General features: G+C 65.3%; 17 protein-coding genes. 10 read left to right on the forward strand and 7 right to left on the reverse strand.

Features of this window, described 5'->3' with window-relative positions; translation table 11 throughout:
- The first annotated feature begins 47 nt into the window (after positions 1-47).
- From MB901379_RS01675 to MB901379_RS01685, 3 genes are all read left to right on the forward strand, one after another.
- The gene (locus tag MB901379_RS01675) at positions 48-1064 is read left to right on the forward strand and encodes a L,D-transpeptidase (protein WP_158015024.1); all 1017 of its coding nucleotides are present in this window, start codon (positions 48-50) and stop codon (positions 1062-1064) included.
- A 122-nt stretch (positions 1065-1186) separates the two neighbouring features.
- On the forward strand, positions 1187-1783 hold the full coding sequence (locus MB901379_RS01680) for a TetR/AcrR family transcriptional regulator (protein ID WP_158015025.1): 597 nt from the start codon (positions 1187-1189) through the stop codon (positions 1781-1783).
- Positions 1770-4019, forward strand: coding sequence for a molybdopterin-dependent oxidoreductase (locus tag MB901379_RS01685; protein ID WP_158015026.1), 2250 nt, complete (start codon positions 1770-1772; stop codon positions 4017-4019). Before MB901379_RS01680 ends, MB901379_RS01685 begins: the two co-directional genes overlap by 14 nt.
- A 53-nt stretch (positions 4020-4072) precedes the next feature.
- Here MB901379_RS01685 and MB901379_RS01690 read toward each other — a convergent pair whose 3' ends face one another.
- On the reverse strand, positions 4073-6067 hold the full coding sequence (locus MB901379_RS01690; protein ID WP_158015027.1) for a M13 family metallopeptidase: 1995 nt from the start codon (positions 6065-6067) through the stop codon (positions 4073-4075).
- Positions 6068-6109: 42 nt separating this feature from the next.
- On the opposite strand from MB901379_RS01690, the gene MB901379_RS01695 reads away from it, so the two are divergent.
- Both MB901379_RS01695 and MB901379_RS01700 read left to right on the forward strand, forming a co-directional pair.
- Entirely contained in the window at positions 6110-6751 is a 642-nt protein-coding gene (locus MB901379_RS01695; protein ID WP_158015028.1) for a hypothetical protein, read from the forward strand.
- Positions 6748-7437 carry a hypothetical protein gene (locus MB901379_RS01700; protein WP_158015029.1) on the forward strand — a complete coding sequence of 230 codons (690 nt, stop codon included), beginning with the start codon at positions 6748-6750 and terminating at the stop codon, positions 7435-7437. Before MB901379_RS01695 ends, MB901379_RS01700 begins: the two co-directional genes overlap by 4 nt.
- Positions 7438-7445: 8 nt before the next feature.
- On the opposite strand, the gene MB901379_RS01705 is transcribed toward MB901379_RS01700, so the two are convergent.
- From MB901379_RS01705 to MB901379_RS01715, 3 genes are all read right to left on the reverse strand, one after another.
- Positions 7446-7964, reverse strand: coding sequence for an XRE family transcriptional regulator (locus tag MB901379_RS01705; RefSeq protein WP_158015030.1), 519 nt, complete (start codon positions 7962-7964; stop codon positions 7446-7448).
- A complete protein-coding gene (locus tag MB901379_RS01710; RefSeq protein WP_158015031.1) occupies positions 7961-10966 on the reverse strand; it encodes an MMPL family transporter in 3006 nt (1001 codons plus the stop codon). Before MB901379_RS01710 ends, MB901379_RS01705 begins: the two co-directional genes overlap by 4 nt.
- A gap of 182 nt (positions 10967-11148) precedes the next feature.
- The gene (locus MB901379_RS01715; RefSeq protein WP_158015032.1) at positions 11149-12387 is read right to left on the reverse strand and encodes a lysylphosphatidylglycerol synthase transmembrane domain-containing protein; all 1239 of its coding nucleotides are present in this window, start codon (positions 12385-12387) and stop codon (positions 11149-11151) included.
- A 215-nt stretch (positions 12388-12602) separates the two neighbouring features.
- Here MB901379_RS01715 and MB901379_RS01720 point away from each other — a divergent pair, with 215 nt between their 5' ends.
- Positions 12603-13754, forward strand: a complete 1152-nt coding sequence (locus MB901379_RS01720; RefSeq protein WP_158015033.1) for an AI-2E family transporter — start codon at positions 12603-12605, stop codon at positions 13752-13754.
- A gap of 11 nt (positions 13755-13765) precedes the next feature.
- Here MB901379_RS01720 and MB901379_RS01725 read toward each other — a convergent pair whose 3' ends face one another.
- From MB901379_RS01725 to trmB, 3 genes are all read right to left on the reverse strand, one after another.
- A complete protein-coding gene (locus MB901379_RS01725; protein ID WP_158015034.1) occupies positions 13766-16660 on the reverse strand; it encodes an MMPL family transporter in 2895 nt (964 codons plus the stop codon).
- A 93-nt stretch (positions 16661-16753) separates the two neighbouring features.
- Complete coding sequence (locus MB901379_RS01730; protein WP_158015035.1) at positions 16754-17497, reverse strand: NYN domain-containing protein; 744 nt, start codon at positions 17495-17497, stop codon at positions 16754-16756.
- Positions 17498-17534: 37 nt separating this feature from the next.
- The gene (trmB, locus tag MB901379_RS01735; protein ID WP_232022063.1) at positions 17535-18359 is read right to left on the reverse strand and encodes a tRNA (guanosine(46)-N7)-methyltransferase TrmB; all 825 of its coding nucleotides are present in this window, start codon (positions 18357-18359) and stop codon (positions 17535-17537) included.
- 156 nt (positions 18360-18515) lie between these two features.
- Here trmB and MB901379_RS01740 point away from each other — a divergent pair, with 156 nt between their 5' ends.
- The 4 genes from MB901379_RS01740 to fadD4 all read left to right on the forward strand — a co-directional run bounded on the left by MB901379_RS01740 (position 18516) and on the right by fadD4 (position 24826).
- Complete coding sequence (locus MB901379_RS01740) at positions 18516-19613, forward strand: P-loop NTPase family protein (RefSeq protein WP_158015037.1); 1098 nt, start codon at positions 18516-18518, stop codon at positions 19611-19613.
- Positions 19610-21181, forward strand: a complete 1572-nt coding sequence (locus MB901379_RS01745; RefSeq protein WP_158015038.1) for a hypothetical protein — start codon at positions 19610-19612, stop codon at positions 21179-21181. The genes MB901379_RS01740 and MB901379_RS01745 overlap by 4 nt, the downstream gene beginning before the upstream one ends.
- A gap of 221 nt (positions 21182-21402) precedes the next feature.
- The gene (locus MB901379_RS01750; protein ID WP_158015039.1) at positions 21403-23232 is read left to right on the forward strand and encodes a phosphoenolpyruvate carboxykinase (GTP); all 1830 of its coding nucleotides are present in this window, start codon (positions 21403-21405) and stop codon (positions 23230-23232) included.
- 70 nt (positions 23233-23302) lie between these two features.
- Complete coding sequence (gene fadD4, locus MB901379_RS01755) at positions 23303-24826, forward strand: fatty-acid--CoA ligase FadD4 (RefSeq protein ID WP_158015040.1); 1524 nt, start codon at positions 23303-23305, stop codon at positions 24824-24826.
- Positions 24827-24828: the final 2 nt, after the last annotated feature.

Here is a 24828-nt window from a genome sequence, read left to right on the forward strand (position 1 = left end):
TGTGCTATGCCACACTGGGTTGCAGAACGTGACCGGAGGGATGATTTATGTCGCGCTGGACAAGGGGCCGCACGAGGGGAAGCCTCTTTGCCGCTGCGAACGCGGCCGGAGTGATTGCTGTGCTGGTGCTGGGCACCGGTCCAGCTCTTGCGGACCCAGATGACGCGCCCGGCGATCCGGTAGTGGTTGCTCCGGCGCCGCCCGCGCCGGACCCATTGGCGCCGCCGCCGGGGCCCGATCCGCTGGCGTTGCCGCCGATGCCGGACCCGCTTACGCCACCACCGCCCAACCCGCTGGCGGTGCCCGCGGCGGCCGGCCCGGTCGCCGGACAGGATCCGACGCCGTTTATCGGTCCGCCGCCTTTCCGGCCGCCGACGTTCAATCCCGTCGACGGTGCGATGGTCGGGGTGGCCAAGCCGATCATCATCAACTTCGAGGTGCCCATCGCCGACCGACCGATGGCCGAAAGCGCCATCCACATTTCGTCGATCCCGCCGGTGCCGGGCAAGTTCTACTGGATGAGTCCCACCCAGGTCCGCTGGCGGCCTTTTGAATTCTGGCCGGCCAACACCGCGGTGAACATCGATGCCGCCGGCACCAAATCCAGTTTTCGGACCGGTGATTCGCTGGTGGCCACCGCCGACGATGCCACCCACCAGATGACGATTAGCCGCAACGGCGTCGTACAGCAGACCTTCCCGATGTCCATGGGTATGGCGGCCGGCAACCACCAGACCCCCAACGGCACGTACTACGTGCTCGAGAAGATGCCCACGGTGGTGATGGATTCCTCGACGTACGGTGTTCCGGTCAACTCACCGCAGGGCTACAAGGTGACGGTGTCGGACGCCGTCCGCATCGACAACAGTGGCAACTTCGTGCATAGCGCGCCGTGGTCGGTGGGCGATCAGGGTAAGCGCGATGTCAGCCACGGCTGTATCAATCTGAGCCCCAGCAACGCTAAGTGGTTCTACGACAACTTCGGCAGTGGTGACCCGATCGTCGTCAAGAACTCGGTGGGAACCTACAACAAAAACGACGGCGCCCAGGACTGGCAGATCTAGCACCCACCCCCGGGCGGTTGAGGTAGCCGGCTCGGATTTCGCCAGCGATAGCTTCTGCATGGTCGGTGAAGTTCACCGTAGGGCACTCCCGTTGGGTGCCGATTATGTATAGCATCATACATATGCGCAGCCCTCGCGACCGGATGGTGGTGTCCGCCGCCCTGCTGATCCGGGAACGCGGCGCGCATGCCACCGCCATCTCCGACGTTCTGCAGCACAGCGGTGCGCCGCGCGGGTCGGCCTACCACTACTTCCCGGGTGGACGAACGCAGTTGTTGTGCGAGGCGGTCGACTTCGCAGGCGAGCACGTCGCGAAGATCATCACCGAGGCCGATCAGTCCCTCGATCTGTTGAACACGCTGGTCGCTAAATATCGGGAGCAGCTGCTCGCCAGCGACTTCCGCGCCGGCTGTCCCATCGCGGCGGTGTCCGTTGAAGCCGGCGAGGCGGCGGACGGGGAGCGGATGGCGCCGGTGATCGAGCATGCGGCGGCGGTGTTCGACCGGTGGTCCGACTTGATCGCCGAACGCTTCCTCGCCGACGGCATAGCGGCGGACCGGGCCGCGGAATTAGCGGTGCTGGCAACGTCGGCGCTGGAGGGCGCGCTTCTGCTGGCCCGGGTGCGGCGAGACCTGGCGCCGCTGGATGTCGTTCATCGCCAGCTGCACGGCCTGCTGCTGGCAGAGCTGCCGGAAAGGGAAACCGATGACCACCACTGATTGGCAGCCCACTGCCTGCATCCTGTGCGAATGCAACTGCGGCATCGTCGTGCAAGTCGAAGATGGCAGGCTAGCGCGCATCCGGGGAGACAAAGCTCATCCGGCATCGCAAGGCTACACCTGCAATAAGGCGTTGCGGCTGGATCACTACCAGAACAACCGCGGCCGCCTCACCTCGCCGCTGCGGCGCCGTCCCGACGGGACCTACGAGGAGATCGACTGGGACACCGCAATTGTCGAGATCGCAGAAGGGTTCAAGCATATCCGCGATGTCTACGGCGGGGACAAAATCTTCTACTACGGCGGTGGCGGCCAAGGCAATCACCTGGGCGGCGCGTATAGCGGAGCATTCCTCAAGGCGCTGGGCTCACGGTACCGGTCAAATGCACTGGCGCAGGAGAAAACCGGCGAGGCGTGGGTTGACGGCCAGCTATACGGCGGTCACACGCGCGGTGAGTTCGAGCATGCCGAAGTGTCGGTTTTCATCGGGAAAAACCCGTGGATGTCGCAGAGTTTCCCCAGAGCTCGGGTGGTGCTCAACGAGATCGCCAAAGACCCCGCGCGGTCGATGATCGTGGTCGATCCCGTCGTTACCGACACCGCCAAGATGGCCGACTTCCATCTGCGGGTGCGCCCTGGTACCGATGCCTGGTGCATCGCGGCGTTGGCGGCCGTCCTGGTGCAGGAAAGCCTTTGTGACGAACAATTTCTCACCGAACACGTACACGGAGCCGACGCTGTCCGCGCGGTACTTGGCGAGATTCCGGTCGGTGACTACGCGCAGCATTGCGGGGTGGACGAAGAGCTGCTGCGTGCGGCGGCTCGCCGCATCGGCACCGCAGGCAGCGTTTCGGTATTCGAAGATCTTGGCATCCAACAGGCGCCTAATAGCACGGTGTGCTCGTACCTGAACAAGATGCTGTGGATTCTTACCGGTAACTTCGCGAAAAAAGGTGGCCAACATCTGCACTCGTCGTTCGCACCGTTGTTCAGCATGGTCTCCGGCCGCACACCTGTCACCGGTGCTCGCATCATCGCCGGGCTGGTACCGGGCAACGTGGTTCCCGAGGAGATCCTCACCGACCACCCGGACCGATTCCGCGCCATGATTGTCGAGAGCGCCAATCCCGCGCATTCCCTTGCTAACTCGGCTGCCTGCCGAGAGGCGTTTGAAGCGCTGGAACTGTTGGTGGTTATCGATGTCGCGATGACCGAAACGGCCAGATTGGCCCACTACGTGCTGCCCGCAGCGTCGCAGTTCGAAAAGCCCGAAACCACGTTCTTCAATCTGGAATTTCCGCATAACGCCGTGCATTTGCGGCACCCGCTATTCGAGCCATTGCCGGGGACATTGCCCGAACCCGAAATCTGGGCGCGATTGGTGCGGGCCCTGGGTGTCGTGGATGACGCGGATCTGCGGCCGCTGCACGAGGCCGCGGCGCAGGGTCGTCAAGCGTATGCCGAAGCAGTTATGGGCGCCGCGGCCACCAACCCTTCGATGGCCAAGCTGCTCCCTTACGTGCTCTACGAAACGCTGGGCCCGACACTGCCTGACGGCCTGGCCGGGGCCGCGGCGCTATGGGGGTTAGCCCAGAAGACCGCGATGACCTATCCCGATGCAGTCCGGCGAGCCGGGCACGCCGACGGCAACGCGTTGTTCGACGCGATTCTCAACAGCCGTTCCGGAGTCACCTTTACCGCGCACAATTACCAGGATGATTTTGCGCTGATCAACTACACCGACCACAAGATCTCGTTGGAGATTCCCGAATTGCTGGACGAGATACGGTCGTTGACTCACGCACCGGCGCAGCTGACAACCCCGGAGATGCCGATCGTGCTATCCGTGGGGGAACGCCGCGCCTATACAGCCAATGACATATTCCGTGATCCGTCCTGGCGCAAACGTGATGTGGACGGAGCGTTGCGAGTCAGTGTCGAGGACGCCGATGCGCTCGGGCTGGTGGACGGATGTCGGGCCCGCATCACCACCGCGGCTGGTAGTGCGGAAGCCACCATCGAGATCAGCGAGACAATGCTGCCCGGGCATGCCGCGCTGCCCAACGGCTTTGGGCTCGACTACGTCGACGCGGATGGCCGTACCGTTGTTCCGGGGGTAGCCCCCAACTCGCTCACATCGACTCAATGGCGCGACCCATATGCCGGCACGCCCTGGCACAAGCACGTGCCCGCGCGCATCGAAGCCTGCCGAGCAGACGCAGAATCGCATGTTTGACGGCTAAATTGCGCGATTCTGTGTCTGCTCGCGCAAGAAGGCGACGCGCGGACCTAGCTCCAGATCCTGACGCGGCGCTGTGGTTCCAGGAATAGGGCGTCGTCCTCCGTGACATCGAAGGCCTCGTAGAACGCGTCCACATTGCGCACGACGCCGTTGCACCGGAACTCCGGCGGGGAGTGTGGATCGACCGCCAGTCGCCGAATCGCCTCGGCCTGACGCGATTTCGTCCGCCAAACCTGGGCCCACCCGAAGAACACCCGCTGTACACCGGTAAGGCCGTCGATCTCCTCGGCGGGCTCACCGTTCAGCGATAGCTGGTAGGCGAGTAGCGCGATCGAGAGCCCGCCCAGATCGCCGATGTTCTCTCCAATCGTGAACGCGCCCTGGACATGAGGGGGACCGGGTTGATCCACTAGATCGCGGGGCGCGTATGCGTCATATTGTTCGATCAATGCCTTCGCGCGGCTTCCGAACTCGGTGCGGTCATCGTCGGTCCACCAGTCGACCAGGTTGCCGTCGCCATCGTATTTGGCGCCTTGATCGTCAAAGCCGTGCCCGATCTCGTGTCCGATAACCGCGCCGATTCCGCCGTAGTTGGCCGCGTCATCGGCGTCAGCGTCGAAGAATGGGGGTTGCAAAATCGCTGCCGGAAAGACGATCTCGTTCATGCCCGGGTTGTAATAGGCGTTGACGGTCTGGGGTGTCATGAACCACTCGTCGTGGTCGACCGGGCCGCCGAGCTTGGCAAGCTCGCGGTCGTGGTTGACCGCGTAGCCACGCTGGAAGTTGCCGTAGAGGTCGTTGCGATCGATCACCAGTTTTGAGTAATCCCGCCATTTGATCGGATAGCCAACCTTGGCGGTGAACTTGCCCAGCTTGGTCAGTGCACGCTCACGAGTCTGCGGCGTCATCCAATCCAGTTCGCTGATGCTGATTCGGTACGCCTCTTGCAGGTTGGATACCAAAGCATCGATGCGGGCCTTGGCGCCCGGCGGGAAATGCCGCTCGACATAGAGCTTTCCGACCGCGTCGCCCATTAGGGATTCGACCAGCGCCACCGCTCGTTTCCAGCGCTCGCGAATCTGCTCGGCACCGGTCAACCTGCGGCCGTAGAAGTCGAAGTCCTCGCCCACCAGATCATGGGTCAGCCAGGGGGCACGCGCGCGAATCAAGCGCCAACGCGCCCAACACTTCCAATCCTCGAGATTTTCACTGTTCCACAGCGTGGCGAAGGCGTTGAGGTAGTCGGGCTGGCGCACCACCAGTTCCGCGACCGCCTCCGGGGTGGTGCCCAGCGCGGCCAGCCAGCTCGCCCAGTCAAAACCCGCCCCCTCGATCTGGATGTCAGCAAACGTGCGCAGGTTGTAGGTGAGTTCGGCGTCGCGACGCTTGACGACGTCCCAATGGGCGGCCGCCAGCTTGCTCTCCAGCGACACGATGGTCGCTGCGACATCGGCGTGCCCTGCGCTTTCCCCACCGAATACCAGGGCGAACATCCGGGCGATGTGCCCGGGGTAGGCGGCCAACACTTCGGCGTGTTGCTCGTCGCGATAGTAGGACTCGTCGGGTAGTCCGATGCCCGATTGGGTGAAGTGCACCAAATAGCGGGTCGAGTCCTTGGCGTCGGTGTCGACATACAGCCCTATGCCGCCGCCCATCCCGTTGCGTTGCAGGGCGCCGATGACCGCGGCCAATGCGTCGCGATCGGCGGCGTCGTCGATCATGGTGAGCTCGTCGCGCAGCGGCTGCACGCCCCGGCTCTCGACCGCCTCTTCGTCCAGAAAGCTGGTGTAGAGGTCGCCGATCCGCTGCTCGTCGGTGCCGGCTGGTGCCGCTCGTTCACTGGCTTCGATGATTAGGTCGCGCACTTGCTGCTCGGCACGGTCGAACAGGTGGCGGAAAGCGCCGTCCGTCGCGCGGTCCGCGGGTATGTCGTATTCCTTCAACCAGCGGCCATTGACGTGGCCGAACAGGTCGTCTTGCGGGCGGGCGTCAGGGTCGATATAGCTCAGGTCGATACCGGAGCGAACAGCGGTATTCGTCACCCCGCCATCCTTCCATCTCGATTCGGGTGCGACGATCGGGCCATGTCAGACGATGATTCCGCGGTAGCTCCGGTGAAAGAAGCCGATGAGGATTCCGATGAAGCCGCTGCCGAACCGGACGATTCACCTGCTGAGATGCTCTCCAACTTCGGCATCGGGTCGACCATTCTCGGTGTGGTGGCGGTCGTCGCGGTCGTGCTCGGTGTCCTCATCTGGTCGGGCCATCGTGACGAGGTGGCCGAGCGCGTATATCTGACCCGGGTGATGCAGGCGGCGGCCGAATGGACTGATGTGCTGATCAACATGAATGCCGGCAACGTGGACGCCAGCCTGCAGCGGCTGCACGACGGAACGGTCGGCCAACTCAACACTGACTTCGACGCCGCGGTGTTGCCCTACCGGCAGGTGGTGGAGAAGTTGCAGACCCAAAGCAGCGGCCGGATAGAGGCGGTGGCGATCGAAACGGTGCACCGGGACCTGGACACCCGGCCCGGAGCCGCCCGGTCTGTGGTGACCACCAAGTTGCCGCCCTTTGCCACCAGGACGGATTCGGTGCTGCTCGTTGCGACGTCGGTCGCCGAAAATGCCGGTGTCAAGCCGCAAACAGTGCATTGGAGCTTGCGGATCGAGGTCTCCGCGGTGGACGGCAAGCCGATGATCTCGGGCCTGGAATCGATTCGATGAGAAACGCGTGGCGGCTGGCCGCATTCGATATCGCAGCGCCGTTGGCCGCGATCGCGGCACTGGTGACGATCGGGTTCGTCCTGGGTTGGCCGTGGTGGTGGATATCGGCGTGTTCGGTGCTGGTGCTGCTGATTACCGAAGGCGTGGCGATCAACTTCTGGTTATTGCGCCGTGATGCGGTGACCGTGGGAACCGACGACGAAGCTCCCGGGCTGCGGTTAGCGGTCGTGTTTGTATGCGCCGCGGCTCTGGTGGCGGCGGTACTGACCGGATACACGCACTGGACGATGCCGGATCAAGACTTCAACCGAGACTCCCGAAGGGTGGTACAGGTCGCCACGGAGATGGCCGAGGCGGTGGCGTCGTTCGCGCCGGGTGTTCCCAACGCCGCGGTCGACCGGGCGGCGGCCATGATGGTGCCGGAGCGAGTGGCGGCGTTCAAGGAGCAATATGCCAAGTCAAGCGCCGACCTGGCGCAACGCAAGGTCACCGCGCAAGCCGACACGCTGTCGGCCGGTGTGGAGGCTCTTGGGCCATCGGCGGCCAGTGTGGCGGTGATCTTGCGAGTTACCCAAAACACTCCCGGTCAGCCGACCAACCAGGCCGCGCCGGCGCTGCGGGTGGCGCTGACCAAGCGGGGCAGTGACTGGCTGGTGCTCGACGTGACGCCGATCAGCTCCCGCTGATCGGACTTCTAGCCGGAATCCGCCGCGCGGGTGTTTTTGACCCGGACAAATCGGTCGGACAATCGCCGCATCCGGATCATCACCGAGGCGGACGGGCTGACACTGCCGTCCAGGTAAGAGGCCAGGTCCTCGGCCAGTACGCCGATGCGCGATGCGAATTCCTGCCGACCCAAACCCGACCGATCCACCAGTAGCTTCACGTGACGCGCGACCTCGGCGCGCTCGTTGGCTTCCAGCTGGGTACGCGCTCGGTCCAGTACTTCGCACAACGCTTTGGAGATGCCGTACGGCGGGGACCCTTCCAGGACTTCTTCGACCTGGCGGGCGGTCCGCCCGTAGGGGTCGCGCTTCAACGCGGCGGCAATGCGCTTCCAGGTGGCGATGTCGCCGCCGGCGATCGCGGAGCGGATGGCGGCGGTCGGCCAGAATTCGACCGGCCGGTCGACACCGGGCCCCCCGGCTTCGATGCTGGACCCTTGCGATGCCGGTGTGGGCGCAGGTTTCCGCTGGTCGGTTGCCAACGTCACCTCGCCTCCTCCAACATCGCTACGGCCACCGCCAGGCAGCGCTGCCTGACCTCCTCCCAGTCTGCCTTGGCATCGGGTTGAGGCCACTCGTCGTCGACATCGGACGGATGCGGGTCTGCCAGTCGACGAACCAGCTGGGTGGCCATCCAGTGCCGCCTGGGTGGTTGACAACAGTAGTACCTGTCCATGCCCGCCAGCACCACGGCCGCGGTCTCGGGTTCGATGGCGTCGACCATGTCAGCAAATTCGGCATAATCACGGCTGCTGTTACGGCTCATGATCAAGTAGCCCTTGAGCCGCAACGTCTCCGCGCCGGTGGGGATCAGCAGCCGGTCGCCGGTGGGCAACTGGACATTGGTGGCCTCGAATGGGCCTCGCCGCTGATATCTGGTTTGCCGGGTTCCGTTGGTCAACTCCCGGCGCTCGGCGGCGGTGGCTTCGAGCGCGTCGAGGGCGACCGTGAGGCGCCCGCGCCACACGGTAACCGGATGCACGGGGCGCTCGGTCCACGACATCGCGCGCGCGATGCCGGTGCGGTAGGCCAGGCCGACCGCCCGCCGGGCGGCCGATTGAGTGCTGGTCTTCTGCTCCGTTCCGGAGCTGTCTGGCGCACCGAAGTCGGCGATGTCGGGCCCGTCTTTGACGAGTTCTGGAACTTGCTCGGGCCCCTTGCCGTTGCGGGTGCACCCGGTGAACGCAAGCGGGTCTGCCACGCAGATGACGTCGGGGGCGAGGTGCCTGAGCTTGGCCGCCGACTTGAGCACCACGCGCAGGTCGGCGCTGGGTGCAATCGTCGCCGCGATGTCGTCGGGAATCACCACGACGTCGGCGAGGTCGACCTCGGGTAGTGGCCGGTCGAAGTCGACCGACGGCAGCATGCGGGCCAGCCATCGGGGTAGCCACCAGTTCCACTGCGAGAACATCGCCATCAGGGCCGGCACCATGATGAGTCGCACGACGGTGGCGTCCACGGCGATGGCGACGGCGCAGGCGACGCCGATCTCGGCCACCAGCGGCATGCCGGCGAACGCGAATCCGCAGAACACCGCGATCATGATCAGGGCGGCGCTGGTGATGGTCCGTGCGCTGGTGCTCACCCCGTAGGCGACCGCATCGCGGGTCTGGCCCGTGTGCAAGAAACGCTCCCGGATTCGGGTGAGCAGGAAAATCTCGTAGTCCATGGACAACCCAAATGTCATCGCCAGGACCAGCGGCGGCACCGTGCTGTCGATCGAACTCAGCTGTGGGAAGCCCAGTCCTTCCCCCCAGCCCCACTGGAAAATCATGACCAGGCTGCCGTAGGCCGCCGCCACGGAGAGCAAGGTCATCAGGACGCCCTTGAACGCCAAGAACACCGAGTGGATCGAGATCAGCAGCATCAAGAACGCGATCACGGCGACGAAGACCAGCACCAGCGGCTCGGTCTGCGCCACCCGGTCATCGAAGTCCTTGATCAGGGCCGTCGGTCCGCCCACGTCGATGTGTGCGCCGTCGGCAACCGTTGGGAGCTGGTTACGCATCCAGTCGACGGTGTGGCGGGCGCCCATGTCCTCGGGATCGACCGACAACACCGCGCTGAGCACCGCGCTACGGTTGTCGTCGGCAAACTTTGGCGGCGCCACCGAGTCGACGTTGGGGCCCTGCGCCATCTGCTGACGGATCGCGGCGATCGCGTCGCGGTGCGCCGGTGCAGACGCGTCGCCATTCGGGAACGTGACCAGCACCTGCACCGGTCCCAGCGCGCCCGGTCCAAGCGCTTGTGCCGCCGCGGAGACACCGGCCCGGATCTCATGCGAGGAATCAAATTGGCGCAGCAGGCTGTTACCGAGCACCATCGACGTCGCCGGCAATGCCATCAGCAACAGCACGATCGACGCCGACAACGCGGTTATCCATGGCCGGCGCATTACCCAGCCGACCCAGCGAGTCCAGAATCGTGACTGGGAGCTCTCCGGCCGCCGCGACCAGTGCAGCAGCGCCGATCTCTTGGCCGCCGCCCTGGCAAAGGTGGCCAGCACGGCCGGCGTCAGGGTGGCGGAGGTCAGCATGGCCACCACGACCGCCAGGATCGCTCCGGTGGCCATCGACTTCAGCGCCGGGGTGTCGATCAGGTAGATGCCGGTCAGTGAGGCGACGACGGTCATGCCGGACAGCACCACCGCCAGCCCGGAGGTGGCCATGGCGGCGTCGACGGCCTCCTGCGGCTGACGGCCGGAACGCAGCTCCTCCCGGAAGCGCATCAGGATGAACAGCGAGTAGTCGACGGCCAGTGCGATGCCGAACATCGACACCGTCGATGTCACGAACACCGACATCGTGGTGTGCATCGACAACGCATAGACCAAACCCATGGTCACCACGACCGTGCAAATGCCGAGGGTCAACGGGATAGCCGCGGCGGCGAGCGAGCCGAAGACCGCCAGCAAGACGATCAGAATTATGGGCAGGTTCCAGCGTTCCGCGGCGGCGATGTCGTGCTTGGTGTTTGCCGCCGCGGCCGCGCTCAGGGCACCTTGGCCGATGACGTATAGCCGCACCCGGCCATCCGCCGTTTGACCGGGTTTGTCACCGGTCACCCCAACTCGTGCGCGCAGCTTCTTGGCGAGGTCGCTGGTGCCGGCGTTGCGGGCGTCCAATCGCAACGACACCACATACGGCCGGTCGGGTTGCGGCGGCCGTTGGGTAGGGTTGGGCACTTCCGATACGCCCGGAAACTCGCTGGCGATGCGCCGCAGCTGCGCCACCGCGTCGTTGATGTCTTGGTAGCTGGCATCCGGGCGGGGGGTCGCCACCAACGCCAACGACGATGCGCCCTGGTCGGGGTATTGGGCGACCAGGACATCGTGGACCTGCAGCGACTGCGAGCCGGTTACCTCAAAGCCACCGCCGGTCAGATTCCCGGACTGCGTCATGGCCAGATAGATTGCCGGGACCAGTGCGAGCAACCAGCCTGTGAAAACCAACCAGCGGAATCTGCGTAGGTTGCGGCTTAGGCGCATCATGAACTGCTGGATGGTATCTCCCCGTTTTTCTCACGCAGTGCGTGCACGCGAGCCTACCGCAGGGCGACCCGGTCTAGGTCCGATTATTGGTTGCTGAGCTGCAACAACGCCGACACCGCCAGAGGCCGCCCGCGGTCGGCGGACCGCCTCGAGGTCCGCCACCGACCGACGCACCCGATGAGCTAGCGGGACTGACCGCAATCGCTTTGGGCGCCATACTCGGGCGGTGGCAACGGACCCTGAAGCGCCGTGTCGACGGGGTCGTCGTAAAAATCGGCCGGGACGTTGATGACGCGTCCCAGGCCTGGATCGGTCGGGGGATCGTCGGTGTCTGAGCCCGCGGTTTTCTCGGTGCGAAACACGAAGAAAAACACCACCCACCCGATCGCGGCGATGAACAGCCAGCTGATCAGCCGGTAGATCAGCATCGCCGAGATGGCATTAGGTAGGGCCATGCCGCTCGAGACCAGGCCCGGCACCAGTACAGCCTCGACGACCAGCAGACCACCGGGCATCAACGGAATGGTCCCGACTGCGCGGGCCGCCGCGTAGGCAACCGTCAACCCGGCGACCGAGGCGTGGTCGCCGGCGGCGTAAGCGGCAAAGCCCAGGCACGCGACATCGGCGATCCAGTTCAATAGCGACCAGCTGAACGCCACCCCCAAGTCACGCCGGCTCAGGCTCACCGATTCGAGCTGGATGAGTATCTGACGCCATTTCTCCAACCCGGTCTCGGCCTCGCGGCCCCGGATCGAGTTGACCCACGACAGCACTCGGCAGCCGATGCCCTCAAGCAACTCCGGACGGGAGGCCACCGCCTGGGCGAGCAGCAGCAACGCGAGAAACCCGCCCAGGGTGAAAAGCAGCGAGAACGGGTTGTTCTTCGCGCCCAGGAAGAACGCGCCGCCCAGGCCGAGCAGCGCCAGTCCCACCGCCTGTAGCACCCCCGACATCACCAGCTGCCACGACGCCACCACCGTCGAGGCGCCCCATATCCGCTGCTGTCGGAGCAGGAAGGTGGCAGACAACACCGGACCGCCGGGAAGCGTGGTGCTCAGCGAGTTGGCCGCGTAGAAGGCGGCTTCCGACCGCAACTGTTTGACGTGGACGCCCGCGGATTTCAGCAGCGTGCGCTGGATTTGGGCGAAACTGTGCATCGATGCTGCCGCGGCTCCCATCGCCGCCAGCAGCCACCACCATTTGGCCTGATACATGCTCATCCAGGCTTTGGCCAGCTGGTCCCACCCCAGCGCCACCTCGACGGCAAGCACGATGGACACGATGCCCAGCACGACCCACCGGATCCACCAGTACTTGCCGCGCGGTGGGTCACCACCGCACGCGGCGGCTGGCCCCACCCGCTTGCGGGTGAGCACGCCCACGCGCTGGCGAGGTTTGCGGACCGAGGCGTCGTATGACACCGAATAAGGGTAACCGTGCACCTGGTGCAACGATCGCCGCACGTCGCGGACTGTGTCGGGCTCGTTCTGGGGTCGTGACCGGATCGTGCCGGCGATCACGAACGATCACTCAGCAACGATCACCAACGATCACCAGGCGAGGCCGCCCGACACGGCCGACCATTCGGTCAGGATTCGCGCCCGGCAAGCCCGAGGCACCCGGCTAGGCTTGCCGGATGTCGGCAAGCCTCGACGATGCATCGGTAGTTCCTCTGGTCCGTAAGACCGCAGCGTGGTCGTGGCGTTTGTTGGTCATCCTGGCGGCGGCCGTGGCGCTGTTGTTGGTCATCAAGAAGCTCGAAATCATTGTCGTTCCGGTGTTGCTGGCGCTAATGCTGAGCGCGCTGTTGGTGCCGGTGGTGGACTGGCTGGACCACCGAGGGGTGCCCCGCGGGGTGGCGGTGGCGCTGGTGTTGTTGGGGGGGTTCGCGGTCCTGGGCGGCCTGCTGGCGTTCGTCATCAGTCAGTTCATCGTTGGTTTGCCGGATCTGGTCGAGCAGGTGGAGCACAGCATCGACTCCAGTCGCCGATGGCTGATCGAGGGGCCGGCGCACCTGCGCCGCGAACAGATTGAGAACGCCGGCAATGCCGCCATCGAGGCGTTGCGCAGCCATCAAGCGAAGTTGACCAGCGGCGCGATCTCCACCGCGGCGGCCATCACCGAGTTATTGACCGCGGCGGTATTGGTGCTGTTCACGCTCATTTTCTTCCTTTACGGGGGGCGCAATATCTGGCAGTACGTCGCCAAGGTCATTCCCGCCGAGTCGCGGCAAAAGGTGCTCGATGCCGGGCGCGCCGGGTACGGGTCGTTGATCGGTTACGTGCGCGCCACCTTCCTGGTGGCGTTGACCGATGCCGCCGGTGTCGGTGCGGGGTTGGCGGTCATGGGGATCCCGCTCGCGTTGCCGCTTGCGTCGTTGGTGTTCCTGGGTGCCTTCATTCCGCTGATCGGTGCCCTGGTCTCGGGTTTGGTGGCGGTGGTGGTCGCGTTGCTGGCCAAGGGCATCGTGTACGCGTTGATCACCCTCGGTTTGCTCATCACGGTGAACCAACTGGAGGCGCATTTGCTGCAGCCGCTGGTGATGGGGCGCGCGGTGTCGATCCACCCGCTGGGGGTGGTGTTAGCCATATCCACCGGTGGGGTGCTCGCCGGGATCATCGGGGCCCTGCTGGCCGTTCCGACGGTCGCCTTCCTCAACAACGCGATGAAGGTGCTCCTGGCCAAGGATCCGGCCGTGGCAGCCGAACAGCAGGCCGAGGATGCCCCGGCGCTGGTCGCCGCCGAACCCGATGACCCCGATGCCGGCGCTGGCCAGGGGCCCGACTAGGCGCCGCGGACCTACAAGCGTCCCTCACGTCGCAGCAGATCCTGCGCGCTCAGGCCGCCGGCACCGCGGCGGCGCTGACGCGGATTTTCTGCGCCGTTCTCCGCGCCTTTGCCACCCCGCGCGTTGAGCTGCTCGGTCGCGGCCTCGCTGTCGGTGCCCTCGGGGCGTTGGATCGGCAACGCCGCCGTTGGATCCGCTGGATCGCCGGCCGGCTCGTCGGACCGATTCCGCGGAACGGGCATGGCCCGGGTCTGACCGGCCGAGGGCGCCGGTGGGGGCGAGGGCGCCGGTGGGGGCGGGGGCGGTACCGGTGCCGGTGGTCGTGTCGGCGATGACGACGGCGGCGCCGAGGGCCGGCCACTCACACCGCGCGCCGGCGGCTTGCCGGGCGTGGTGAGACGAGTGGTCGGCGGTTCGCTGGGCTGGTTGGGCTTGACCTGGATCTGCTTGGTCCCGGCACTGGACGGCCCGCTCTGCGCCGGGCCCAGCTCCGGACGGGCGCTGGTGCCCGAGACCTGCCGGGCCGACTCCGGGGGGGACGGGTGCGTGGGGTCGTGGGCTGGGCGCGGGGTGGCGGCGACCAGCCCCGCAGTCACGGGGGGCCGACCGCTGCTCACCGGCCGCTTGCGCTCATCGGGCAGGTGTATTTCCCCCAACCCGATCCGGGTCTGCAGCCGCCGCATCCAGCGCGGTGCCCACCAGCAGTCGTCGCCGAGCAGTTTCATCACCGACGGCACCAAGAACATCCGCACCACGGTCGCGTCCAACAGCAGTGCCGCCATCAACCCGAACGCCAGGTACTTCATCATCACCAGATCGGAGAACACGAACGAGCCTGCGACCACGGCCAGCACCAGCGCGGCTGCCGTGATGAGGCGCCCGGTGGTTGCCGTGCCGATCCGGATGGCCTCCTGAGTGGACATGCCGTTTTCCCGTGCCTCGACCATCCGCGAGACCAGGAACACCTCATAGTCGGTGGCCAACCCGTATCCCACCGCGACAACCAGCGCAATGACGGGCGCGGTCAGTGGGGTGGCGGTGAAGTTCAGCACGCCCGACCCGTGCCCGTCGACGAATATCCACGTCAAGATGCCCATGGTGGACCCGAGCGTCAGTGCGCTCATCACCGCCGCCTTGATCGGAAGCACCACCGAACCGAATGCCAGGAACATCAGCAACGTGGTGGTCGTGAGCAGGATGACCAGCATGGCGGGCATGTTGTCGAACAGGCTGTGGATCGAATCCTGTTCCAGCGCGGGTGTGCCGCCGACGTATATGTCGATCCCCTTGGGGGGCGTGATCGCGCGCAGCTCGTCGAGTTTCTTCGCCGCGTCACCGGGGTTGGTCAACCCGTTCTGCAGGACCCGGACCGACGGATCCTTCGATCCGCCCGGTGCCTGCGAGCGCTCCTGCCACATGTTGGCGGGGTCGTTGTCCGGCTCGATAAACCCACTGATCGCCATCGCCTTGCTACGGATGTCCGCGATCTGCCCGTCGGTGACGGGCTGGTGATTGGTGCTCTGAATGACCAGGGTCAGCGGATTGGTGCGGTACCCGGGAAAGAGCTTGTCGAAGTGCTCCTGGGACTGGCGCACCGCATTATCGGGTGGCAGATACTTCTCGCTCATGCCGCCGAGTGAGAGGTTGAACAGCGGGATGACCAGCAAAATCATCCCGATGACTATGGGGATGGCGAACATCAGCGGCCGCTTCATCACGAAGTTGGTGAGATTTCCCCAGAAGCCGGCCTCGACCTCTTCGCGGGTCTTGGTTTTCTGCAGGCGGTCGGCCAGCCAGTTCAGGTAGGCCCGCGACACCTTCCAGTTGCGCAGGAACGGCACCCGGAACGCGGTCCGCACGCCGAGCGCGTCGACGTGCCTGCCGAGCACGCCCAGGCAGGCCGGCAGCAAGGTGATCGACAGCAGGGCGGCCAGGCCGACGGCGGCCAGCAAGGCGTAGGTCAGCGACTTCACGAAGCCCTGGGGCAACATCAGCAGGCTGGCCCCGGAGGCCATGATCAGCACCGCTGAGAAAGCAACAGTTCGTCCCGCGGTCATGACCGTGCGCCGTACCGCGGTCTCGGTGTCGTAGCCTTCGGCGATCTCTTCCCGGAACCGGCTCACCACGAATAGCCCATAGTCCACCGCGATACCGAGACCGATCAGCGAGACGACGGGTTGAGCGAAGAAGTGCACCGGTCCGAACACGGCAATCAGCCGCAAGATACCCAAGGCGCCCGCGATGCTGAGCCCGCCCACCATCACCGGAAGGCAGGCCGCGACGGCGCCGCCGAACACCAGGAACAGCACCACGGCCACCAGCGGCAGGGCCAGCACTTCCATCCGTCGCTGGTCGGTGGCGATGGTGCCGGTCAGCGCTTCGGCCACCGGCTCAAGGCCAGCGAGCTGAACCGTGCCGCCGTCGAGCTTCTGCAGGGAAGGCGCGATGTCCTTGTAGTTGTTCAGGATGGTGTCGTCGTCGTCGCCCTTAAGCGGAATCGACACAAAGGTGTACTTCTTGTCCTCCGTCGCCATCCCCTTGATGACCGGGCTGGTGCTGTCGGGTGCTCTCAGGTAGCCGGCCCATCCCAGGACTTGGTCGGCGTGGTCGGACACGAACTGGTTGAGCTGGTCGGTGATCTTTTTCGACCAAGCCGGGTCGTTGACAGTCTTGCCGTCGGGGGCTTGGAAGATGGCCACGATATGGCCGGTTCGGTCGCGCCCGTAGACCTGGTCACCCAGCACAGAGGCTTTCACCGATTGGCTGCCGTCGTCGTAAAACCCGCTCTGTGTGACGTGGTTACCCAGGCTCAGCCCGAAAACGCCGCCGCCGAGGCACAGAGCCACCGTGACGCCGATTACGATGAACCGGTAGCGGTACACAGTTCGACCCCACCAGGCGAACACGTAAGCTCCTTACTGGATCGTTACCGACCCGCGCACTGCATTGCTCTGCTTTTCGATTGTCAGACGCTCGGTCTTCTCAGACGCGAGGTCTGTTCATATACGCGAGGTCAACAGCGAGGACAGCGGCCGGAAAGGCTGCAGCCAAGCCCCCTGCTCAGGTAGCGAATCAAGGCCGATTCGCGGGAGCGGCTCCCGGAAAACACCAGGAATGTCCTCCAGGTCGACGAACTCCAAGGTATCCGACGCTAGCGCCCAACTAGCGTGTTCACGAAATCCAAGCACTTGAACTGGGGTTCCGCCGCGGGCAATCTCCTCCAGCGGCTGCCGAAAGGCCTGGCCGTCCGCGGATGCCACCACCAGTGCGGCCAGTCCCTCCTGGTACCGCAGCTCGATGTGCTCGAGCATGTCGCGGTCGACGTCGCTGTCCTCGTCGATCTTCGGTTTGGCGAAGACGGCGAACCCAACGTTGCGCAGCGCGTCCACCCACGGACGTACCACTTCGGCGCTGCCAGCCGCGATGTTGGTGAAGACGGTGGCTTCGGGTTCGACTCGGATCTCCGGGTCGCTCGCTGTCGCGGCGGCGACCTCGGCGGTACGAGTGAGCAGCCAGCGGCCCAGCGCATCGAAGCGGGGCCGTTCCTGGCCCGTCGGCCGACGGCCCAGGATTGAACCCAGCCCCATGTCCAAGTTCGGGGCATCCCAGACCAGCAGGACGCGCGCTACCGGCGGCGAGAAGCCCGTCAGGCCGCCCTGGGCTACGTCCTCGGCCAGCACCGGCGCTGCCGTCGGAGCCAATGGTTCAGACGTGGGTGTGGTCACTTCTTCGGTCAGGCTCATTTCATCTGATCTCGAGTCTTTTCCCTATCAGCCGGGATCAACCATGCTTCTTCCATAAGAACTCGGCGACGACGCTGCCCGCGTCTTGGGCTTTCCTTTCGTATTTGGTAGTGGGTCGGACCGCCGAAATCGGCAGGGATTCGGTGTCTGGATCGACCCGGATCAGCCGCTCTTCGGCATCGCCGACTACACCGATGTGCTCGGCATAGTCGGAGTGGTCGGTGGCCGCGTGCAGAATGCCTCCGGGCAGCAGCCGGTCGGCGATCAGAGCCATCGTTGCGGGCTGCAGCATGCGGCGCTTGTGGTGGCGTGCCTTGGGCCAGGGGTCGGGGAAGAAGACCCGCACACCGGTCAACGTATCCGGGGCGATCAGGTTGTTCAGGACGTCGATACCATTACCTCGGATCAAGCGGATATTGGTGCCGGCGGAACTCGTCTCGTCGCCCAGCTTGTCGATCGCGCAGAGCAGCTGCGCCAGCCCGCGGCGATAGATTTCTACCGCGATCACGTCCACCTCGGGTTCTGCCTGTGCCATCGCCAGGGTCGACTTACCGCTACCGCAGCCGATCTCGAGCACCAAGGGTGCGTCGCGGCCGAACCAGGCCCGAGTGTCTAGCGGCCCGTTGCCGCCGGACCTGGCGGGGGAGGGCCCGATAGCCTCCATGCCCAGCCGCGGCCACAGCCGTTCCCAGGTCTGGCGCTGAGCATTGGACAGCGCAGAACGGCGCGAGCGAAAGCTCGTGGCGGGCAGGTAGCCCCACGCGCTGTCCTGGTTGCTGGAGTCCAGCCCTTGGCCAGCTTCGGAGGACTCGGCTCGAAACCCCACCCCGGGTTGCGCACGCATTCGTCCATCGTGGCCTATCGACCCCGGGTGTAGCCGCTCCTGGTCCAGATTGATACCCAACAGTTGCCTTCGGCTGGTAACAGATGAGTCCTGGCTCGCGTCGCGGCGGCGCAGCTGCCACCATTCGGTGGGGCTATTCGCCGGTGGGATCGCCGCCGGCGAGCATGGGCGCACATGGGGATAGCACCGGACAGGGGACTCACCATTTTTGTCGACGAGCTGACGGGTTTCGCGGCCGGTACCGGTGACCGGCGCATTCAGGCGATTGCACAGCGGACCGCCGAACCGCTTGGGGTGCTGGTCCATGGACGTCGCGGGGCAGGTTGCAGCACGGTGACCCGCGCCTTGCACCGCGCCGTGGCGGCGTCGGGCTGCGCGGTCACCGCCCGGCCGGCCGACGCCGACATCCACGTCTACGTCGTCGCCGAGGTACTCAAGCCTGAAGACCGCACCGCCCTGGCTGCCCGGCACCCCGAACCGGCGGCGCAACAACCCACGTTGGTGATCCTGAACAAGGCAGATCTGGCCGGGTTCGGCGGCGCCGGGCCGCTGGCGGCGGCGCACACTCGATGTTCGGATTTTTCTGCGCTGGTCGGGCTGCCCGTCCAGCCGATGATCGGGGTGCTCGCGGTCACCGCTCTCACTGATCTGGACGAGCCGTCCTGGTGCGCGCTGCGGACGCTGGCCGCTCATCCTGACGGGGTCGCCTGCCTCGATGGATCCTTCGAGGGTTTCCTGGCGGCGACACTCCCGGTGCCGGCCCCAATCAGGCTGCGGCTGCTCGAGGGCCTGGACCTGTTCGGCATCGCGCTGACGATCGCGGCGCTGCGGCAAGGTGGCACCCGGTCGCAGGCGCTTGCCCTGTTGCGCCGCGTCAGCGGCGTCGACGCGGTGGTCGCCAACATCGTCGCCGCCGGTGCCGGGGTGCGCTACCGCAGGATCCTCGACGCGGTCGCCGCACTCGAGGCGTTGGCCGTGACCGACCAGCGGATAGCCGAGTTCTTGCGGTGCGACGAGACGGTGATCGCCCGGATGACGGCCGCTCTGGATGCGGCACGCGCGTTTGGGCTACCCGCCGAGCCCGGACCGGCCCGCGATCCGGCCCAGCACCTGCGGCGGGCGGTGCGTTGGCGCCGACACAGCGAGCAAAGCTCGGCCCCGGCCGGCGATGCGCTGCGTGCGTGCAGTGCCGATATCGCCAGAGGATCGCTTCGGCTCTGGGCGCGCGCTGGTGGTTTGCCCGAAGCCGCGGAGTCCGGGGTATTTCCGTGATCGGCGCGACCGGCGACCATCCAGCCGCCCCGGTGGACGCCCTGGTGACAGCGATCGTGCCCAACATCGGTTCGCCGATGGTCCACCGCCGCGACGTGGTCGTGGTGACCGGCCCCTGGCTGTCCGGGGTAACCAGCGTGCTCAAGGCCCTGCGCGAAAGCGTCCCGGCGTACCGGTTCATCGAGGCACGCGAGCTCGCTGCCGGCGACGCTCCCACGGCGGTGGTCTTCGTGGTTTCCGCGGCCACCCCGCTGACCGCATCCGACTGCATGCTGTTGGATGTCGCCGCCGAACACACCGATGTGGTGATCGGCGTGGTGTCGAAGATCGACATACACCGGAGCTGGCGGGAAGTGCTGGCCGCCAACCAGGACATCCTGGCCGCCCACGCGCCGCGCTACGGCGCCGTGCCCTGGTTGGGTGTGGCGGCCGCACCGGATCTGGGCATACCGCACGTGGACGACTTGGTGGCGACGGTGCAGGCCCGCCTCGCCGATGCCGACAGCGCCCGGCGGAATAGGCTGCGGGCCTGGGAGTCAAGGCTGCGGACGGTGTCAGAAAGGTTTGACCGTGATGCCGTCGGCGCCGGGCGCGGGGCCCGGGTCGGCGGGCTGCGAGAGCAACGCAGTGCGGCCCTGCGGCACCGACGCCAATCGCGGACCGAGCGCGGCATTGCGCTGCGAGGCCAGATCCAGCAGGCGCGGGTCGAGTTGTCCCATTTCTCGCACAACCGGTGCGCATCCGTCCGCGCGGAACTGCAGGAGGACATCGCGAGCCTGCCTCGGCGCGGGATCGCCGAATTCGAGACGTACACGCGTCGCCGCGTCGAGGAGGCGGTGGCGGAGGTCGCTGACGGCATCTCCGTGCAACTGCGCGACATAGCCGAAGCGATGAGTATGCCCGTGCAACTGCCGCACATCGATGCGCTGCCGACGGTGTCCATCTCGGCGCCGTCACTGAGATCTCGGCGGCCGGAAACCCAACTGATGATGGTGTTGGGGGCCGGCTTCGGGCTGGGCCTGGCATTGACGCTGATCCGGCTGCTGTCAGGTCTGGCCGCGGGCCTGGGCGCGGGCCTCACCGCGGCCGGAATCGTGGTGTGTGTGACGCTCGGGCTGCTGACAACCGTGTGGGTGGTGAACACACGCGGCCTGCTGAGCGACCGCGCCATGCTGGATCGCTGGACGGCCGAGGTGACGTCATCGCTGAGGTCGGCGCTCGAGCAACTGGTCGCCAGTCGGGTGCTGGCCGCCGAAGCGCTGTTGGGTACGGCGCTGAGTGCGTACGACGAGGTGGAGGACTCTCGGGTGGAAGACCGCGTCAACGCCATCGACAGCGAACTGCGGGAACACGCCATCGCGGCGGCCCGCGCGGCCGCATCGCGGGACCGGGAGATGCCGGCGATCCAGGCCGCGCTCGACGCGGTGCGTGCAGAACTAGCTGAATCGGGTATACGCGATACGACATTGGATTCAGCGAAGTCGGAGTCGGTGGCCGAGCCCGGCGACACGTCGACCGACACGTCGACGCCGGCGACAGCTATTTCCGAGGGTTTCCGACCCTTCTGAATCGGTCCTGTGAGGAGGCTTATACCCGCCCAGGCCTTCCCCGACAAGTGATGCGCGTTAACCTGTATAAAAGCGGCACCGGGTCAACAGTTGTGCTAGCGAACGCATTAGCACACCCACCGAATCCCAGCAGCCGACAGCGAGCCGATAACTAGCCGACAACTAGCCGACGACTACCCGACGACTACCCGACGACTACGTAGCAAACAGGAGAGAGTTCGATGACCTCAGCGACCATCCCCGGTCTGGACACCGCGCCGACAAATCACCAGGGGCTGCTGTCCTGGGTAGAAGAGGTCGCCGAACTTACGCAGCCCGACCGGGTGGTCTTCGCGGACGGCTCCGAAGAAGAGTTCCAGCGCCTCGCCGACCAGCTGGTCGAGGCCGGCACGTTCGTCCGGCTCGACCCGGAAAAGCACCAAAACTCCTACCTGGCACTTTCGGATCCCTCCGATGTCGCGCGGGTGGAGTCTCGGACATTTATCTGTTCGGAGCGCGAGATCGACGCTGGCCCCACCAACAACTGGATGGATCCCAGCGAAATGCGGTCCACGCTGACCGATCTGTACCGCGGTTGTATGCGCGGGCGCACCATGTACGTGGTGCCGTTCTGTATGGGCCCCCTTGGTGCCGACGACCCCAAGCTGGGCGTGGAGATCACCGACTCCGAGTACGTCGTGGTCTCGATGCGCACGATGACTCGCATGGGCAAGGCGGCGCTGGAAAAGCTGGGTGACGACGGTTTCTTCGTCAAGGCGCTGCACTCGGTGGGCGCGCCGCTGGAGCCGGGTCAGAAAGACGTTCCGTGGCCGTGCAACGAAACCAAGTACATCACCCACTTTCCGGAAACCCGCGAAATCTGGAGCTACGGCTCCGGGTATGGCGGCAATGCGTTGCTGGGTAAGAAGTGCTACTCCCTGCGTATCGCCTCGGCGATGGCCCACGACGAGGGCTGGCTGGCCGAGCACATGCTGATCCTGAAGCTGATTTCGCCGGAGAACAAGGCCTACTACTTTGTGGCGGCGTTCCCGTCGGCGTGCGGCAAGACCAACCTGGCAATGCTGCAGCCGACCATCCCGGGGTGGCGGGCCGAGACACTCGGCGATGACATCGCCTGGCTGCGGTTCGGCAAGGACGGCCGGCTGTATGCGGTCAACCCGGAGTTCGGCTTCTTCGGGGTGGCGCCGGGCACCAACTGGAAGTCCAACCCCAATGCCATGCGCACCCTGGCCGCGGGCAACACGGTGTACACCAACGTCGCCCTGACCGATGACGGTGACGTGTGGTGGGAGGGCTTGGAAGGCGACCCCCAGCACCTCATCGACTGGAAGGGTAACGACTGGTATTTCCGCGAGACGGAAACCAACGCGGCGCACCCGAATTCCCGGTACTGCACCCCGATGTCGCAGTGCCCGATCCTGGCGCCCGAATGGGACGACCCGCAGGGTGTGCCGATTTCGGGAATCCTGTTCGGTGGCCGTCGCAAGACCACCGTGCCGTTGGTGACCGAGGCGCGTGACTGGCAGCACGGTGTGTTCATCGGTGCCACCCTGGGTAGCGAGCAGACCGCCGCGGCCGAGGGCAAAGTCGGCAACGTGCGCCGCGACCCGATGGCCATGTTGCCGTTCCTTGGCTACAACGTCGGCGACTACTTCCAGCACTGGATCAACCTGGGTAAGAACGCCGACGAGTCCAAGATGCCAAAGGTTTTCTTCGTCAACTGGTTCCGCCGCGGTAACGACGGACGCTTCCTGTGGCCTGGATTCGGCGAGAACAGCCGGGTGCTGAAGTGGATCGTCGACCGCATCGAGCACAAGGCCGGTGGCCGGACCACCCCGATTGGCACCGTTCCTGCGGTCGAGGACCTGGACCTGGAGGGGCTGGACGCCGAACCCGACGACGTTGCCGAGGCGCTGAAAGTCAATGCCGAGGAGTGGCGTGCGGAACTGCCGCTGATCGAGGAGTGGCTGGAATTCGTCGGTGAGAAGCTGCCGACTGGCGTCAAGGACGAGTTCGACGCGCTAAAGGAGCGGTTGGCCGAGGCCGACTAAGGTCGGATCGACCGGCGGGTGTCAGTGCCCGCGTTGTGGCCCGACCGGGTGTCCGTCGTACAGTCGGCCCATGCAGATACGCCAGCATGTCGGCGCTGGCAAGCCGGCTGTCATCCTGCATCCGTCCGGGACGGTAGTCAGTTTCGACGAGCTGGAAGTGCGGGCCAATCGGTTGGCGCACCGGTTTCGTCAGGCGGGCCTGCGCGAGGGCGACGCCGTCGCCATCCTGATGGAAAACAACGAACACATCCACGCGGTGATGTGGGCGGCTCGGCGCAGTGGGCTCTATTACGTGCCGATCAATACCCACCTGACCGCGCCCGAGGCCGCCTACATCGTCGACAACAGCAACGCCAAGGCGATCATCGGTTCCGCGGCCCTGCGAGATACCTGCGCGGGTCTGGCCGAATATCTGCCCGGCGGGCTCCCGGACCTGTTGCTGTTGGCCGGACCCGAGGGACAGTTGCCGGGCTGGGAGGCCTATCCGGGATGTGTTGGGGATCAACCTGATACACCGATAGCCGACGAGCGCGAGGGCGATCTGCTGCAGTACTCGTCGGGAACCACCGGTAGGCCCAAGGGAATCAAACGGGAACTGCAGCATGTCACCCCGGATGCCGCTCAAGGGATGATGTCGGTACTGATCGACATCTGGATGGACCCCGATTCTGTCTATTTGAGTCCCGCCCCGTTGTACCACACCGCGCCGTCGGTGTGGTCGATGAGCGCACAGGCCGGCGGCATCACCACCGTTGTGCTGGAAAAATTCGACGCCGAAGGGGCGCTCGACGCCATCCAGCGCTATCGGGTCACGCACGGACAATTCGTACCAGCCATGTTCACCAGGATGCTGAAACTTCCTGAATCCGTTCGTCAGTCGTATGACATCTCGAGTCTGAAGCGGGTGATGCACGCCGCCGCGCCGTGTCCGGTTGAGATCAAAAAACAGATGATGGACTGGTGGGGACCGATTATCGACGAGTATTACGCGTCCTCGGAAGCCATCGGGTCCACGTTGATCGCCGCCGAGGATTGGCTGGCGCATCCGGGATCGGTCGGCCGCCCGATGCAGGGTGCAGTACACATTGTCGGCGAGGACGGCAACGAACAACCGGCGGGCCAACCGGGAGAGATCTACTTCGAAGGCGGATACTCCTTCGAGTATCTCAACGACCCGTCGAAAACGGCTGCCGCGCACAACAAGAACGGCTGGGTTACGGTCGGCGATATCGGTTACCTTGACGACGAGGGCTATCTGTTCCTGACCGATCGGCGCCACCATATGATCATCTCCGGTGGGGTCAACATCTACCCACAGGAAGCCGAGAATCTCTTGGTGACACACCCCAAGGTGCTCGACGCCGCGGTGTTCGGAATCCCCGACGAGGAGATGGGTCAGCGGGTTATGGCCGCCGTGCAGACCGTAGATCCAGCCGACGCCAGCGAGCCGTTTGCCGACGAATTGCTGTCTTGGCTGCGAGAACGATTGTCGCACTTCAAATGTCCCCAGGTCATTGCGTTCGAGGAGCAATTGCCGCGCACCGACACCGGTAAGCTCTACAAGAACGGACTGGTCGAGAAATATTCGGGATGACT

The organism is Mycobacterium basiliense, assembly GCF_900292015.1.
GTDB lineage: Bacteria > Actinomycetota > Actinomycetes > Mycobacteriales > Mycobacteriaceae > Mycobacterium > Mycobacterium basiliense.

Excerpts from the sequence above, each read along its gene's own strand:
- fadD4 (WP_158015040.1), top strand. The coding sequence starts at position 23,303 with ATGCAGATACGCCAGCATGTCGGCGCTGGCAAGCCGGCTGTCATCCTG.
- MB901379_RS01685 (WP_158015026.1), top strand. The coding sequence starts at position 1,770 with ATGACCACCACTGATTGGCAGCCCACTGCCTGCATCCTGTGCGAATGC.
- MB901379_RS01710 (WP_158015031.1), bottom strand. The coding sequence starts at position 10,966 with ATGATGCGCCTAAGCCGCAACCTACGCAGATTCCGCTGGTTGGTTTTC.
- MB901379_RS01730 (WP_158015035.1), bottom strand. The coding sequence starts at position 17,497 with ATGAGCCTGACCGAAGAAGTGACCACACCCACGTCTGAACCATTGGCT.
- MB901379_RS01740 (WP_158015037.1), top strand. The coding sequence starts at position 18,516 with ATGGGGATAGCACCGGACAGGGGACTCACCATTTTTGTCGACGAGCTG.
- MB901379_RS01700 (WP_158015029.1), top strand. The coding sequence starts at position 6,748 with ATGAGAAACGCGTGGCGGCTGGCCGCATTCGATATCGCAGCGCCGTTG.
- MB901379_RS01720 (WP_158015033.1), top strand. The coding sequence starts at position 12,603 with ATGTCGGCAAGCCTCGACGATGCATCGGTAGTTCCTCTGGTCCGTAAG.
- MB901379_RS01695 (WP_158015028.1), top strand. The coding sequence starts at position 6,110 with ATGTCAGACGATGATTCCGCGGTAGCTCCGGTGAAAGAAGCCGATGAG.
- MB901379_RS01750 (WP_158015039.1), top strand. The coding sequence starts at position 21,403 with ATGACCTCAGCGACCATCCCCGGTCTGGACACCGCGCCGACAAATCAC.
- MB901379_RS01680 (WP_158015025.1), top strand. The coding sequence starts at position 1,187 with ATGCGCAGCCCTCGCGACCGGATGGTGGTGTCCGCCGCCCTGCTGATC.
- MB901379_RS01675 (WP_158015024.1), top strand. The coding sequence starts at position 48 with ATGTCGCGCTGGACAAGGGGCCGCACGAGGGGAAGCCTCTTTGCCGCT.